Source organism: Pelomonas sp. Root405 (assembly GCF_001425165.1).
In the GTDB taxonomy this organism is placed as follows: domain Bacteria; phylum Pseudomonadota; class Gammaproteobacteria; order Burkholderiales; family Burkholderiaceae_C; genus Pelomonas.
The window spans coordinates 29,528-44,429 of record NZ_LMDU01000006.1 but is presented as its reverse complement, the minus strand read 5'-3'; the positions used below and the strand labels follow the sequence as shown (position 1 = coordinate 44,429).

Genomic DNA, 14,902 nt, shown 5'->3' with positions numbered 1-14,902 from the left:
CAGATGAGCAAGAAGACAGCCAAAGCGATGCCAGGGATTCGGCTCGCTTTCATGGCTTATAACTCCCGCTTGGTCCTGATATAACAATATTGTAGATCGTCTTCATTCGTTATAGGACATTAAATCAGGCAGCTTCGGCTACTTCCACCATCTCATCAAAGTGCTTTTTATCCACTTCTTCAATCCATTGGAAGATGTTGTTTACAACACTATGACTCTCACCCGCAAGGTTCTCGGCTGACTCCTCAGTGATTTCAATTACATCACTGTGAGAGTATTTGTTGATGAACCGGTAAATCTTCTCCTTGAGTTCCGCAGTGGTCACGGTGCAGCCCGCTAGTCCAGCATCCATGAGAGCACTCACATCGTTTCGTCCCTTGGGGAACTTGAAGGTAAAGAATGACTCCAGCAGCTTTCTAGCGAGGTTCGCGGTTAAGAACGCCTCATCGCGGTCCAAGGTCGTTTTAGCCTTGTAGGCATAGAGCTTCTTGAAGATGTAGTGATACTCGGAGCCATAATTCTTAAGCGACTCGTCTGCATCAACCAGCAGCGAATGACGGGGCGAGCCTGGCGGGGCATCCAGTCTGTAGAAGAATGCGACCGGTGCCTTTGGCGGATTCTTCCGTGCCCTGTTCTTATTCGTCGTCGTGAACCAGTCTCTCACCAACTTGAAGTAAGTGAAGTTGTGGGTGAGAACGAACAGTTGCTTGGAATCTATGCACTGAGTTTTCAGGAACGAATAAGCATGGAAAAGGTGATTGGAGTCAAAGCTTGAAACAGGGTCATCCACGACAACAATCGTGTCTGCAATGTTGTTTCCGCTCTCCCTAAGCTTGGTGATGAAGTAGACGAAGGCAATCGCTGTCTTCTCGCCTTCGCTCAGATTTCCATCATGCTCGCCTACCCCATTGCGAATGATTTCATAGCCCTTCTTCTGCTGATTGAAGCTCAGGCAAAGTTCCGAGCGACCGATGAAGCGATGCAGGACATCATTGAATTCCTTGGCTCCGACCGTTTCATTGGATAGCAAAGCCTCTAGGTCGTTGACCTTCACTTGCAGTTCATCAATCGCCTTCTTGTCAGTGTCGGCAGTAGCCTGCAAATCCTTGCACTGCTTCTCATTGCCCGCATAGTCAAACTCTTGGATTTCTGCCGCTGCGAAATGAAGCTCAAGTGCCTTCTTGGCTTTTGAGGTCTCCGCACTGAAGTTGTCGGTTTTGTGGTTGTGTTTCTGCACGAGAGCCACAAGGGAGGACAACACGGTATTGAAAGCCGGCACATCACTCTCAACCACATCCGCAATCTGAATGTCGGTTTTTGCTGGGTCCGTAATTTTGGCTTGGAGGGCTTCCCGCCACCCTTCAATCTGCTGGTTGATCTTTTCGGCGGCTGCTTTGTACTCGCCCTCCAGCTTGGTGGCATCGGCTGCAAGCTCCTTATAGAAGCTTGTCGCTACGGGCAGTTCATTTGCGGGCGCACCTTGGGATTGCATCCAAGTCGCGGCATCATTCAATCTCGTTTGGAAGGCAGTAAATTCCTTGCTGAAATGAGCCGCCAAAGCTTCAGCACGAGCCTTCGTGAACGGCTCGCCGCAGAACTCGCACTTTTCCGAATGATGATGCTCATGGACTTCCAAGCCCTTTTGCACCCAATCACGGATGTCAGGATTATCGGTGAGTCGCTCAATCGCCTGATTAACGGCGGTCGTGGCAATCAGGTCACGGATGCGACCAGCGGCCTTCTTGAAGTAGTCTTCGGGAATGACCCTCGCAAGAAATGTGACGGTGGGCAGATGGTCGGGCTTGGCTGCATTGGTCAATTCAATGACCTTTTCTTCACTAAGCACCGAATCTTTGGTTGCGACCGCTTCTCCGTTCACCTCAATGAACTTTGACAGCTTGCGGCGGTCATAGTTGAGGTAATAGCTATCGCTGGTGTCAATCGCCTGAAGACCAATCTTCATCTTCTTCGCGGCACCGGTCAGAAACTTATCCTGCGCATCAGTCTTGATTTTTATGTCGTTCAGCTTGGTGCTGTGAGCAGTTCGCTTTCCGCCAAGCTCAAGCTTCATCTTCTCCAAGGCTTGTAGGTCTTCAATCTTCTCCTTCGCAATCAGGAGGATGCTCTTGACCGACTTATCCCAATCAATGTTGTCGCGGATGAAGCTTTGGTTGAAGACGTGGATATTCAACTGAGAAGCCGCCAAGTTGGCTTCAGTTATTGAAGGGCCATCTTCAAGTGTGATGTTGAATTGGGCCCCCGAGAAGCGAGGAAGCAGAGAGCGACTTTCAAGGCAAGAGAACACATGCGACAGGGTTGATTTACCTGTTCCGTTCCAACCATAGATGAGGTTGAACTTGCCAAATTGTTGAATGCCTGAACCGTTGTAGTCGGCAAAGATGCCGAATTGCCGAAGGCGATTGATGCGATGAATCACTTTTAGAGGCTCCCTCAACCGTGTGCCCGTCAAGTGCGGGCATCGCCAAGTTGTGACCTCTATATGTAAGCGAATGCAATGAGTTTGTGGCGACAGGCAGGGCTAACGTAAACCCTAGCTTTCGCTTCCCTCGCCCACAGGAGACCAGAGCATGAGCAGAAGACCGCTCCGGAACCACTCGCCGGCATTCAAGGCCAAGGTGGCGCTGGACGCCATCCGTGGCGAGAAGACGCTGGCTGGCCGAACTGGCCAAGCAACACGACGTGCACCACCTGGCAGATCGCAAGATGTTCAGCTACGCCCACCGTCCGATGAACAGCGGTTCCTGAGGAAGTCTTTGCACATTGCGGCTCCAGTGGATGAGATGCCCAGGGGAAGTTGCAGGGTGGTCCGTTTAACGCGAACGCTGAACGGCCGCTTGAGGGCGTCGATTTCAGCTAAGCGAAGGACCGCAGTCGCTGCAAAGCCGCCGACGACCGGACGAAGACGGCATGCTGTGAGCTGCCGTTCGCGGTCAGCCGCGCCACCGGCAGCTATCGCCCTATTGCACAGTGAGGCGTGGTTCTTTGGCACCTCGTCCTACGGGCGTCGCGGTGTGTACCATCGAAAATTGGGTACAGACCCGGCCTCGGCACTTAGCTTGCCACCAGAGCCTGGTCGGTGACTACGTGGGGCAGAGGTGAATCAGGCCATTTGGGTAGAACCAGTGGGTAAGCTTGTCATCGCGCGCATCAGAGGCGACGCGACAGAGGAAGTGCTGCGGGAATGCCAGTCGCGCGTCCTCGCCATCGTCGCCGACTCCCGACTGCGCTGTGTGCTTTACGACCTCCTTGAGGCCCGGGCGCTCACCCCCGAGGTCGCGTTGTCGCAGATCAGGCTCGATGAAGCCGGCCCAGGGGCCGACCTTCGTCGGGCCATCGTGGTGCCGAATAGCCACCTGGCCTACGTGGCACGGCTTGCCTTTGGCACCAGCGACCATCGCGTCTTCTACTCAGACATCGCGGCCGCATTCAGATGGCTCGATGAGCCCGAGAGCCCGTGCGCGGACGAATCAGTCGCCGTTAGGGACCGCCAACAATCGTCGCAGCGGGCGCACTGACAGGCAAAGGCGGGACGAATTTTTCGCCTGCGCCAGGCGGGCCTAGCAAGCCCGGATCGACGGAGAACGCCCTGGAGCACACGGTGCGTGCCGCCGAGTTGTTGCCGGGGCCGCGCCCGACGTCTAGCAGCCTTCAAGCCCTAGCAATCGGACTGTCCGACCAACTTGTGGTGTAGGCCAGCTTTCGCGCTCATGGCGCAGGGGCCACCCGCGCCCAGCCTTGACGCGTGTGTGCCAGCGCTACCGACCTTGGCGCACCCGTGGATCAGGTGGCGATGCGCTAGGGCTTCAACGTCAACTTCGTCTACGAGAGGCGGCGTCCAGCTGGTCACGGTGGCGAGCTGTGGGCTCTCCTACATTTGTCCCGGCTTCGGTGCTCACCTAGGCGCCTCCCTGAGAACTGCCGCAGCCCATCGCAAACATCAACTCTTTCGCTTCTCCGGGCGTTGCTACGGCGCCTCCACACGAACGCCGCGCGGGCGTGCATGCAGAGGCTATCGGCGATCTATCGCCCGAGGTCAGGTCGTACCGCCCTGTCGAACTACTTCTTCAGGAACGCCAGCAGGTCCTTGTTCAACTGGTCCTTGTGCGTATCCGCGATGCCATGCGGGCCGCCCGCATATTCGATAAGTTGCGAGCCCGAAACCAGCTTAGCGACCGCGCGACCGGTGGTTTCAATGGGGACGATTTGGTCATCCGAACCGTGAACGACCAAGGTCGGCATGGTGAACTTCTTCAGGTCGTCGCGAAAGTCAGAGTAGAAGAAGGCGTTGATGGACTCATAGGTAGCCTTGCTGCCTGCTTGCATGCCTTGCGCGAAGAAGCTGTCGATGAGACCAGCTGACGACTTGGCGCCAGGGCGGTTGAAGCCGAAGAAAGGTCCGCCAGCGATGTCCTTGTACAGCTGAGCACGGTTGTCGAGCGAACTCTTGCGTAGGCTGTCAAACACGGCCGTCGGAACGCCGTTGGGGTTCGTCGGCGTCTGACCCATGATCGGAGTGATCGCGCTGATGAGTGCCACCTTGGCGACGCGGGATGTGCCGTGTCGACCGACGTAGCGTGTGACCTCGCCACCACCGGTGGAGAACCCGATCAACGTGATTCTCTTGACGTCGAAGGCGCGAATGACGGCATCCAGATCGTCCGCGTACTGGTCCATGTTGTTGCCGGCCCAGGGCTGGCCCGAGCGGCCGTGCCCGCGGCGGTCATGCGCGATGACGCGATAGCCGTTCTCGGCCAGGAACTGCATCTGCGACTCCCAGCTGTCGGAGTTGAGAGGCCAGCCGTGACTGAGCACGACGACGGGCCCGTCCTTTGGACCCCAGTCCTTCACGTAGAGCTGGGTTCCATCAGCGGCAGAAACGTATTGGCTGTTTGTCATGATCTTTCCAGTGGTGTTTCCGGGTGCGGCCGAAGCCTCGGTTTGAATTGCGAATCCGCTCGCAGCAACTGCGAGGGTGCTTATGAGTCTTGCGAAAGCGTTCATTAGTAATACCTCTCATTAGTAGGATTTCTGTTTGGGCATTTGTACTGCTGGCACAGCGTGCCTGGCTAACGTCCCGCCCAGGCGGTTGAGGCTCAGTAGGGCGCGGCGACAGAAGCCCATGAGTTCTCAACCGCGCCGAGTGTTCCAGCGATAGCTCTGATCAGTCACTGATCAATTCTGCTGAACTTAGTTGAATTAGCTCGCCCATCTTCCCGGCGCCCGATTGCCGAGCACTATCAGACTGCGCGCAGCATCTTCAGTCAGTGCAATTTCGTTGACCTATCACGACACTGGCCTGGCTTTGGCAGCTCTGGCCATGAGCCACCAACAAATTGAGGAACGAAATGCGAGCTGATCAATCGATATCAAACGCGACGCAGTACCCGATCGGCTTAGCGTTTGACGTTACGTTCAAAGAGTTTTCTGTTCGACTTACGGTGTTGGCAAGCGACAGATTGCGGTTCGATATCGCCGAAGGTCCTTTCGCCAAGACCGAAGAGGTGATCGTTGCTGTCTCTCTGATCCGGCCTGGAGTGTTCCTCGTCAGTTGGGTCGAACACAGCGGCGCGACGGTGGTCCACGTTGAGGACTTCTCCAAGGGGACGCTCTACTCCCACGCAACCCTTCCCGGTGGCACCTTCCTGCGAATGGAAGGCGCTATCAATCTTGTCAATTAGGAAGCAATCTGATGTATAGCAATACTGAACATAACAAGGCGTTGGTCGTCGAGGCAATGACTGCACTCTTTCAGCGCAAGGATGTAGAGGCGGTGGCGCGCCTTTACTCGCCCCACTACGTTCAACACAATCCGTCAATTCCTCAGGGTCGCGATGCGTTGGCCGCCCTGGTGGCCAAGCTGCCAGCAGATCTGTTTTACGAGCCAGGCATCATGGTTGCAGAAGGCCCATACGTCACCATCCATGGCCGCATCCGCGGCTGGGCGCCGAAGCCCCAGATCGTGGTCGATATCTTCCGCATCGAGAACGGACTTCTCGCTGAGCATTGGGACGTACTGCAAGATGAGGTCGACGCTGGCGCGACGCAATCAGGCACGTCGATGTTCTCCCCCGAAGAGCGCGCAACTCAGCTCGAGGTTCTCAAGCCCGAGTAAGACAGCGGGCAAGGGCCTTCCACAGCGTGCGAGGCTCTTCCTAAGTGCGCCTTTCGCACGAGGACAGCTCGCCCTACCGTTTGCTCACTTCTGACATGCGCAAAACTGAGCTACTCCTGACGCTAGCGCTCGCATTAAGCGGCTGCGCAACGCAACCTCGTACCCCGCCAAACCAAGTCATTCAGGCTGAGATATCACCTGACATGGGTCGGCCGCAGGACTTGGTTCAGGAGTTCACTGTGGCAATCGCGTTTTCAGGTGGCGGCCTCAGAGCTTCGGCGTTCGCTGCAGGTGTACTCGAAGGTCTCGCTGAGACCAAGACGAATCGCGGCGATCTGCTTGATTCCCTGGCTTTCTTAAGCTCAGTCTCCGGCGGATCGCTGACAGCGGCCTACTACGTGCTGAACGGAAGGGACGGATTAACCCACATCAGGGAGCGCGTCCTGTACCGCGACTATGAGTCAAGCATGAACTTGAGCCTCGCATCGCCAGCCAACTGGGTTCGCATGCTGCGAGGTGGGTTGAATGACCACTCAAACTTTGCCGAGGTGCTCGACAAAGACGTCTTCAAGCACGCAACATTTGCTGACCTGTACGCAAAAGGGCGCCCCGACCTTTGGATCAACGCCACCGATCTGTATCACCGCACCAGCTTTCCGTTCCTGCCGGGGCTATTCAGTGCATTGTGTTCTGACATCAGGAACTTTTCGGTCGCCGACGCGGTAGCGGCTTCCATGGCAGTTCCGGTGGTCTTTAAACCGACAGTTCTCCGTACCTATCCAACCGGCTGCCCCCTGCCTGAGGCTTCGTTTGTTGCGCCAACCTTGAGCAATCCGTCCGCGCCCCGACTGATGCGCTCGGTGGCCGAGGCAATGCGCAACTATCGCGATCCTGAGGGCCCCGGATTTGTGATGCTCGTAGATGGCGGCTTGACGGACAACTTTGGGCTGTCAAGCATCCTGATTTCTCGTGCTATGGCGGACAACGCCCATAGCCCGATGACTGCCAAGGACGCAATCAGGCTTCGCAAGCTGTTGTTCCTCGTCGTGGACGCCGGACGGGGCCCAAGCGGCTCCTGGAACAGACGTCTTGATGGGCCAGATGGCGTCGACTCGGCAATGGCAGCCACGGATGCGGCCATTGACGCAGCCGCGCGCTTGGCAGCAGATTCATTCCAGGCTGTCATGCTGCGTTGGAGAGATCTTCTGATTCAGCATCGGTGCGGCTTGAGCAAACTCGCTATCGACGACCTCGGAGGTGTGCCTTTGGACTGGCGTTGTGACGATGTTGAGTTCGTTGTCGAACTCCTCAGTTTCCAGAACGCGGAGCCCGTGACTGCCGCGCGCGCACGCGCGATTGAGACCCGGCTAACGCTTACCAGTCAAGAGATTGAAGTGGCCATTCAAGCCGGGCAGCAGGCGATCCATCGATCCATTGCGATACGGGCGTTCGCTGAGCAAGCAAAAGCACGCTGATCGGCCCCTCGAAGCTCCGCGGTCAATGACGCGGAATCAGACATCGGCGGTGGCATCAAGAATGCCCGTTGCGCCGCAGATCCAGCGGCCGATAACCAATCTCGTTTCACTAACTAAGAGAGCACAACGCATGACCGCTGAACACGCTGGGGGCGATTTGGCGCCGGTCGTACTGCTACTTGGTGCGGCAGTTGTAGCCGTGCCGCTATTCAAACGGCTCGGGCTGGGTTCGGTGCTCGGTTACCTTTGTGCGGGACTTGCCGTCGGACCATTTGGCTTCGCTTGGTTCGACGATCCAGGATCAGTGCTCCACGTCGCGGAGCTCGGCGTGGTGATGTTCCTTTTTGTTATCGGGCTGGAAATGCGCCCGTCACACCTGTGGAACCTCCGCAAGGCGATCTTTGGGTTGGGCAGCATGCAAGCCATTGTCTGTGGCGCCCTTCTCACCTTGGTGGGAACTGCCTTCGGCCTTCCGTGGGCCGTCTCGCTGATCTGCGCGATGAGCTTCGTTTTGACCTCAACCGCTATCGTCATGCAGATATTGGACGAGCGCGGAGGCGTCGCGGCACCTCGAGGGCAAAGAATCGTTGCGATCCTGCTGCTGGAGGACCTGCTTATCGTTCCGCTACTGGCGTTGGTGGCATTCCTCGCGCCGCCCGCGGCTGGCGCGCACGCGCCCGTATTGGGCGTCGCAGCACTAGTGTCCGCGGCAGGGTCCGTTGGCGTCCTTGTGATTGCAGGGATATGGTTGCTGAATCCGCTATTTGCACTTCTGGCCAAGGCACGGGCGCGAGAAGCCATGACCGGCGCCGCCCTGTTCGTTGTCCTGGGCGCCGCACTTCTGATGCAGATTGGGGGGCTCTCGATGGCGCTCGGCGCCTTCTTGGCAGGCGTGCTCCTGTCTGAGTCCACCTTTCGGCACCAGCTCGCTGCGGATATAGAGCCGTTCCGGGGCATCCTCCTCGGCTTGTTCTTTCTTGGCGTCGGCATGTCATTGGACCTCTCCGTTGTGTCGGCTAACGCAGGGCTAATTGCCGCGGGGGTCATCGCACTGATGGGCGTGAAGGCTTTGTGCGTTTACGTCGTCGCCAGGCTGGCGCGCAGTTCCCACGAAGAGGCTATCGATCGCGCGCTGCTGATGGCTCAAGGCGGTGAGTTCGCCTTCGTGCTTTTGTCTGCTGCACTCGCCGCAAATGTGATCACCCCAACTGTGAACGCCAACATGATCGCCATCGTGGTGCTGTCGATGGCTGTGACTCCTTTGATCCTGATGATCGATTCGCGCTTTAAGCGACGGCGAACCACGGGCAGTGCTGATGGAGAGGCGGCAACAGGACGGGCGGCCAGCGTGTTGATCATCGGCTTCGGCCGAGTAGGACAAATTGCAAGTCAGGGAGTACTGGCTCGCGGTGCTTCACTGACGGTCATAGATAGCAGCACTGAAGTGATCAAGGAAGCTCAGACCTACGGCTTCAAAGTGTTTTTCGGTGATGGAAGCCGCCCCGACGTACTGCATGCTGCAGGAGCAAAGGCTGCGAGCGTTGTCATCGTCTGTATCAGCGACAAGGCCGCTGCTAAACACATCGCAGACATTGCAAAGGATGTGTTCCCGCAAGCTAAGCTCTTGATTCGAGCCTACGACCGTGAGCATGCGTTGGCGTTGACCAAGGCAGGCGCCGACTTTGTGATGCGCGAGACCTTTGAGTCAGCCATGGAACTGGGCCGCCAGGCAGTCCTGGCGACTGGCGCGAGCGAGGATGACGCTCAGGAGACGGTAGACGTTGTTCGCCGCCGAGACTCTGAGCGCTTGGAGTTGGAGATGGTCGGCGGCAAGTTTGCTGGTCGGGCACTGCTCCTGAGCAATCCGGATAACGGCAGGTCCAGCTGATCGGCGACTGGTTTACCGTGAGACGCTCAAGGTGCCAGGCCGTGGCAGCCGGAACTAGGCCGCGCGAGGGCTGCCAGCGAGGCCGACTCAAGTCGGAGTGCTCAAGCCTGCGGCAGCTCATGATGGCCATGAACCGCTTCCTACGGTTAGTGGGGCGCTGCGCCACCAACCAAACCCTGAGTGCTGTGGTCCAGCGCTTCACCGGCGAGCGATTTGAACTGCCGCGCGCAAGATCGGACAGTGACCCGAGCGCGCTCCCCCTGCAAAATCCTCCTTGCGATCTGGCGAATTGAGGGGCTCTCGAATCCTCGCGCCACCAGCCTGTGGTTAAGCAAAGCGCCCCCGAATGCCTGACCTGCCCGACGCAATGGGTTCCATCGCCTACCACCGTCTAATGCGAGCCAATTTGATTCAAGTCCTCGGAGAACGGGATCGTTGGAGCGGCGTTCTTCAGTCCGACAGCGGTGCGCCGCTCGATGCGGCACTGAACGAGTCGAAACGATGACCAAGGTTAGTGCCGCCATTAACGATGCGGCCTCCGAGCTGCAGGCTGAACTTCCAGCCAACTTCCTCTCATTTTTGTGACCTAAAGCCGATGAAACAGGTAGCGAATGACTGACAAGAAGCAGTATCAAGACGTCTTACTTGCGGTCAAGGCTATCGCCACGATCGATGCGACTCACAAGAAACTCACAAAGCTCGAGATCCTCACCGACGACCTTAAGCTCAAAGCCATGCTTAAGCCGTGCGTGGTCAGACACCAAAGAGCGTTTGAGGTTGCACAGATCCGTCGGCTGCATGGCCAGAAGGTCCAAATCGACTTGAACGTTTCACCGTACAGAGAGTTGGTGGCCTATTGCAACGCGTGTATCGCGTCATCGACCCCGCAGTGGCAAATCATTGCGAGACAGCACGGTTGGACGGCTGTGGGCAGTTGATTCCCTACTGGATGAAAGCGTTTCGGAATTGTTCTCCTTCAGCTGCATCGGGTCTTGGCGAACCGTAGCTGTAGATCAAAGCGGCCTAGTGCCGGCAGTGCAGCGCGGCCTGCACCCCGTTTCACCTGACGGGAACCATGGTTCACGGTAGCGCGCTTCACAAGCCCTGGGTTCAACGCGGAGGCAGCGGGCGCGCCTTGGTCAAGTTGTCCTCAAGCTCCGCGCGGGTTTGGTGTTGGAGCGCGGACCAGGCTGGCTGACCTGGCGCACTCCGCCAGGCTTCGCTCAATGGACTGTTGTTTACGGCGTCGAACCCGAGTTGGTCGTACAACCACGAGACGAGTTGTACGGCTTCGGGATAGTTGCTCGAAACAGGCAAGGCCAAACGGCGAGGCGCACCGGCACGTTGGCCCGCGGTAGTGATGCGGGGTGCTTGGATGTGAGTGAAGGCCTGCACTACCTTTGACCGTGGCAGGTGCTCCTGCCTCAACTCATAGACCGTCTTGCGTCCTTCGTCGATCTCGGCGTAGTGCCCATCTCGCCAGATCATGTAGTTGTTGGTGTCGAGCACGACCTTACCCGCCAGCTCATCGACGGGCATGTTGTTGACGAGTTGAAGCGGCACGGCAATGACGACGAAGTCGCCTTCCGCAGCCGCCTCCGCCGCAGTCGCGGCCCTCGCCGAGGGTCCGAGTTCCTCGATGAGGCCTTGCAGCGTTTCGGGTTTGCGAGAGTTCGCGATCACAACCTCGTAGCCGAGTTGTATGGCGGCACGAGCCAGCTGCGAGCCGACTTCTCCCGCACCGATGATGCCGACGACCATTGCGGATGGAGTATTCATTGGAACGCCCTCGGCGGTTCAGATTGCCAAGCCGCCTGCGACGTCGACGACGCTGCCAGTCATATAGGCCCCGGTCGGCCCGACGAGGAATGCGACCAGTGCCGCCACCTCTTCCAGCGTTGCGATGCGCCGAATCGGATGAAGGTTCAGCAGCGCTTCAGGGACGCCGTCACCCAGGACTTCAGCTGCCATGTCCGTTGGCATCACCCCTGGCTGTACGACATTGACGGTGATGTTGCGACCGCCAAGGTCGCGTGCAACACCTTTCGCGTAGCCGATGAGCGCCGCTTTGCTCCCAGCATAGTCAGCTGCTCCTGCGAAAGGCACATGGGTGCCAAACAGTGAGCCGATGAATACGATGCGCCCCCCGTCGGTCAGCACCGGTGCGGCTGCCCGCGTCGCGGCAACCGTACCCAGTACGTTGACCTGCCATTGGCGATCCAGGTTGACCGTGTCAAGCATCGGGTCGTCGACGGTCTTGCCCTGCACGGCGATGGCCGCGTTGTTGACCAGGATGTCAAGCTTGCCGAAGTGTTCGACCACACGGCTGATCATCGGTTTGGCGGCCGCTGTGTCGGCCTGGTCGCTTTGAATCGCCAAGGCCCGCACCCCTTTGTTCTGGAGCTTCTCCACGACCGCCTGGGCCTTTTCGGCTGAGGCGACGTATGTGATGGCGACGTCTGCACCCAGGTCGGCCAGCGCCTGTGCGGTCGCGGCGCCCAGTCCACGAGAACCACCGGTGACGAGAGCGACCTTGCCCTTCAAAGACTGCTGCATAAAAGATCCTTTCCTTCGGCAACTGAGCGCCCACCGCCGAACGCGGCGATTTCATAACGACAGTTACGTAACGGACGTTATGCAATTTGACGTGGGTCGTCAAGCGATTTAATATCGGTCGTTACGAAAAAAACCTAACGAGTGGAAGCTATGGGCCGTCACCGTCAGTTCGATGTCGATCAAGCACTTGACGCAGCCCTTTGTGTGTTCTGGAGCAAGGGCTACGAGGGGGCGTCTTATAGCGACCTGACGCAGGCAATCGGTGTCGAGCGTCCGGCTCTGTACGCTGCGTTCGGCAACAAGGAAGCGTTGTTTCGCCAGGCCCTGGACCGCTACTACGAGCGCGAGCTAGCGTTCTTCGATGCAGCGCTGGAGTTGCCGACTTCGCGCGAAGTCGCAGCGCACATCCTTCACGGCGCGGCCGAAGTGACAACACGCAACCCTGAGCAGACAGGTTGCCTGGGAATTCACGGCGTACTAGCGGGCTCGGACGATGCGGAACCTGTGCGCCTGTCATTGATAGACGCGCGAGCGGAAGCCGAGGCGAGGTTGACAAAGCGCCTTGAACGAGCACGACGCGAGGGCGACCTGCCGGCTAGCGCGAACAGCGCTGTGCTGGCTTCCTACCTTTGCGCGGTCACCCACGGCATGGCGGTTCAGGCAAAGGCCGGCTTCAGCAGGGAGAAACTAGACGCTATTGCCGATCAAGCGCTGTCAAGCTGGCCACGTGGCGAAGGCTCGGTTTCGCCATCGCCGTAGTGAACGCACTGCGCTCTACACGCCCAATTCACGTCCAAGCAGGTGGTGGTCTACTTCGACGGTAAATGCAATCGGCGCCCAGGTGGATTGACCGTCAACTGCGCTGGAAAGAATGGATTGGGCGCGCTGCTAGAGCGCGCACTGCTTAGCCGAAGTCCATCTTCAGCATGCAGCAGCCAATCACCTCCTCGACGCCCCCGGTTGTCGCTTCGAGTTCCGGTAGGCAGACCGCATGCCCCTAGAAGATCGCAACGTGTTCCGGCGCCGTCGGCCGGCGGCGGTCCTTTCGGAAATCCTTATTGAGCTTGCGAACAAAAACTAGGGTGTGCGCAAGCGTCTTGAACGCTTGCAACTCTCCGATAGGCCCAACAAGCTCGCAGCTGCGCTCAGGAAGAGCGCTGTCCGCATGGCTCCATTCCAAAAAGTGCCCTCGCGCTCCGATAAATGCTCAAGCCCAAGGCCAGTCATCCGCCCGAGTGCGAACAGCACGCTCCCGCATTGCGTCCAGCGTTCGAACGGTTCAGGGCCAAGAATGGTGCTCGATCGGCACCGACTCGCGCCCGCTGTTTACGACATATGGGGCTGGCCGCCGCATTCGAAATTGCCTCGCCAAAACGCAGTCGTTGTTTACGACTCTATTGACCTGTTTGCGACTCTAATTGTCGAGAACACATGCCCACGTCCTTTACCGACCTCTGAAAGCGAATCGCCGCTTTGGACGGGGTGACCTGCTCAGCCGGCGCCATGGTCAGCCGCCAGTCTTCTTTAACGCCTCACGAGCGCCAAAGCGCTCTGACTCCCACAGTGCGGAAAATCACCGACGGTCTTTATTTGGTCCCGACGGTCTTTATTTGTTGGAGTCAGCACCTTCATAACGCCCGACGAGGGCAGGTACCGTCACTGACTTGGCAAGATTCCGCTTCTTGTCGACGTCGTGCCACCCGACGCCCCCGCCAGCAAGCCGCCGAGGATGGCGTCCAAATGCCGGCACTCAGCCTATCCTGCACTAGGCCTCTACCTCTTCGCTTCACACCCCCTGTGAATGTGCGTCGCATTCGCCGAGCACGGCAGATGAAAAGAACGCGAAAAGTTCGCGTCAAAAGCTCGGTAAATTGATGACAAGGATCCGAGAAATATCCGAAAAATCTCAATCGCTGGCGATGGGTTTAGCTGGCTCGTCCACCGGCCGGGGTCTGCTCGGCCGTCATACTCGAACGTCGTCGCAATCCTCTTCTGGCAACCGCATGCAACTTCCCAGCGCCATCACGGGTCGGCTCGCGCTTTTGGTTGTGACCGTCCTCGGCCCAATTTTTCTCGTCTCCCTCGCCGCTGCAGTTAAGGTCTACCGCGACACCCAGAAAACGGTTTCGGATGTCGGTACCTGAACGGTTGCTGTCGTTCTGAGCCATCGTGGCGGAAGGCAGCTGGCGACCAAACAAGCGGACGCTCGCCAGACGTGTTCATAAGCCTGCATCCTGTCGTTGAGGAACAGCGCGCCTGCAGCGCCTAATTGCTTCTTGATCTTTCTGGTCGCACCGCTGAAGCTGCCGACCGGTGCCGCTTCAGCCTCCCTGCTGCGCCTGGTTGAATGCTGGTGTCCTCCGCCAGCAATTGCGCCTCTTGCAGGAGAGCGTGTACGGCTTTAGCAACCTCGTCGGAGGCCCGCCGTAACTCCGCACCGATCTCACTCGAAAGAGGTGAGTCATCCACTGCGCACATGAACATCAAGCGGCAAGTTTCCCTGTACCTTGCGTTCGCTGTGCGGACCGCTGCCGCCAGCAGTTCGAGATTCCTGTTCCTGCGCACCGTCTGACCCACAAACACCATCGTGAGTTGCTGGGCGGGGCAAGGTAGATTCGCAGTGCTGGTCCATGATGGGCTGGCCTCGCCGGGCCCAGATCAAGGTGGAGCGCGCAGCGGTCAGCGCGGACAGCGAAGGCAGGCTTGAAGTCCGTAGGCAGCAACGGCCGCGGCAGGGCTAGCGGTTCGCCGGTAGCTTCCGCGCGAGAGAGCGGAAGGCGGAAGTGCTGAGCCGCAACCCCTCCCCAACATGAAATGACCTGAACTCTGGCGGAAAGAGGCAGTATGGTT

12 protein-coding genes are annotated in these 14,902 nt (G+C 58.2%); 8 read left to right on the top strand and 4 right to left on the bottom strand.

Going from position 1 to position 14,902, the window contains the following annotated elements:
• Positions 1 to 124 precede the first annotated feature (124 nt).
• Entirely contained in the window at positions 125 to 2,437 is a 2,313-nt protein-coding gene (locus ASC81_RS09065; protein ID WP_056265605.1) for an AAA family ATPase, read from the bottom strand.
• A 706-nt stretch (positions 2,438 to 3,143) separates the two neighbouring features.
• On the opposite strand from ASC81_RS09065, the gene ASC81_RS09060 reads away from it, so the two are divergent.
• Complete coding sequence (locus tag ASC81_RS09060; RefSeq protein ID WP_056265560.1) at positions 3,144 to 3,536, top strand: STAS/SEC14 domain-containing protein; 393 nt, start codon at positions 3,144 to 3,146, stop codon at positions 3,534 to 3,536.
• Between the two features lie 541 nt (positions 3,537 to 4,077).
• Here ASC81_RS09060 and ASC81_RS09055 read toward each other — a convergent pair.
• Positions 4,078 to 4,917: an alpha/beta fold hydrolase gene (locus ASC81_RS09055; protein ID WP_235533610.1), complete on the bottom strand. Its 840-nt coding sequence runs from the start codon at positions 4,915 to 4,917 to the stop codon at positions 4,078 to 4,080.
• A gap of 449 nt (positions 4,918 to 5,366) precedes the next feature.
• Between ASC81_RS09055 and ASC81_RS09050 the strand changes: the two genes are divergently transcribed.
• The 5 genes from ASC81_RS09050 (at position 5,367) to ASC81_RS09030 (ending at position 10,434) form a co-directional block, all read left to right on the top strand.
• Complete coding sequence (locus ASC81_RS09050; protein WP_056265554.1) at positions 5,367 to 5,699, top strand: hypothetical protein; 333 nt, start codon at positions 5,367 to 5,369, stop codon at positions 5,697 to 5,699.
• 11 nt (positions 5,700 to 5,710) lie between these two features.
• Positions 5,711 to 6,133 (top strand): nuclear transport factor 2 family protein, encoded by a 423-nt coding sequence (locus ASC81_RS09045; RefSeq protein ID WP_056265551.1) that lies wholly within the window; start codon positions 5,711 to 5,713, stop codon positions 6,131 to 6,133.
• A 95-nt stretch (positions 6,134 to 6,228) separates the two neighbouring features.
• Positions 6,229 to 7,608 (top strand): patatin-like phospholipase family protein, encoded by a 1,380-nt coding sequence (locus ASC81_RS09040; protein ID WP_156391944.1) that lies wholly within the window; start codon positions 6,229 to 6,231, stop codon positions 7,606 to 7,608.
• A 130-nt stretch (positions 7,609 to 7,738) separates the two neighbouring features.
• Positions 7,739 to 9,496: a monovalent cation:proton antiporter-2 (CPA2) family protein gene (locus tag ASC81_RS09035; RefSeq protein ID WP_056265546.1), complete on the top strand. Its 1,758-nt coding sequence runs from the start codon at positions 7,739 to 7,741 to the stop codon at positions 9,494 to 9,496.
• 611 nt (positions 9,497 to 10,107) lie between these two features.
• The gene (locus tag ASC81_RS09030; protein WP_056265542.1) at positions 10,108 to 10,434 is read left to right on the top strand and encodes a hypothetical protein; all 327 of its coding nucleotides are present in this window, start codon (positions 10,108 to 10,110) and stop codon (positions 10,432 to 10,434) included.
• Between the two features lie 172 nt (positions 10,435 to 10,606).
• On the opposite strand, the gene ASC81_RS09025 is transcribed toward ASC81_RS09030, so the two are convergent.
• Positions 10,607 to 11,275: an NADPH-dependent F420 reductase gene (locus ASC81_RS09025; protein WP_082536389.1), complete on the bottom strand. Its 669-nt coding sequence runs from the start codon at positions 11,273 to 11,275 to the stop codon at positions 10,607 to 10,609.
• Positions 11,276 to 11,293: 18 nt separating this feature from the next.
• Complete coding sequence (locus ASC81_RS09020) at positions 11,294 to 12,052, bottom strand: SDR family NAD(P)-dependent oxidoreductase (RefSeq protein ID WP_056265536.1); 759 nt, start codon at positions 12,050 to 12,052, stop codon at positions 11,294 to 11,296.
• A gap of 150 nt (positions 12,053 to 12,202) precedes the next feature.
• On the opposite strand from ASC81_RS09020, the gene ASC81_RS09015 reads away from it, so the two are divergent.
• Complete coding sequence (locus ASC81_RS09015; protein WP_056265602.1) at positions 12,203 to 12,811, top strand: TetR/AcrR family transcriptional regulator; 609 nt, start codon at positions 12,203 to 12,205, stop codon at positions 12,809 to 12,811.
• A 1,244-nt stretch (positions 12,812 to 14,055) separates the two neighbouring features.
• A complete protein-coding gene (locus tag ASC81_RS27830; RefSeq protein ID WP_156391942.1) occupies positions 14,056 to 14,196 on the top strand; it encodes a hypothetical protein in 141 nt (46 codons plus the stop codon).
• Positions 14,197 to 14,902 lie beyond the last annotated feature (706 nt).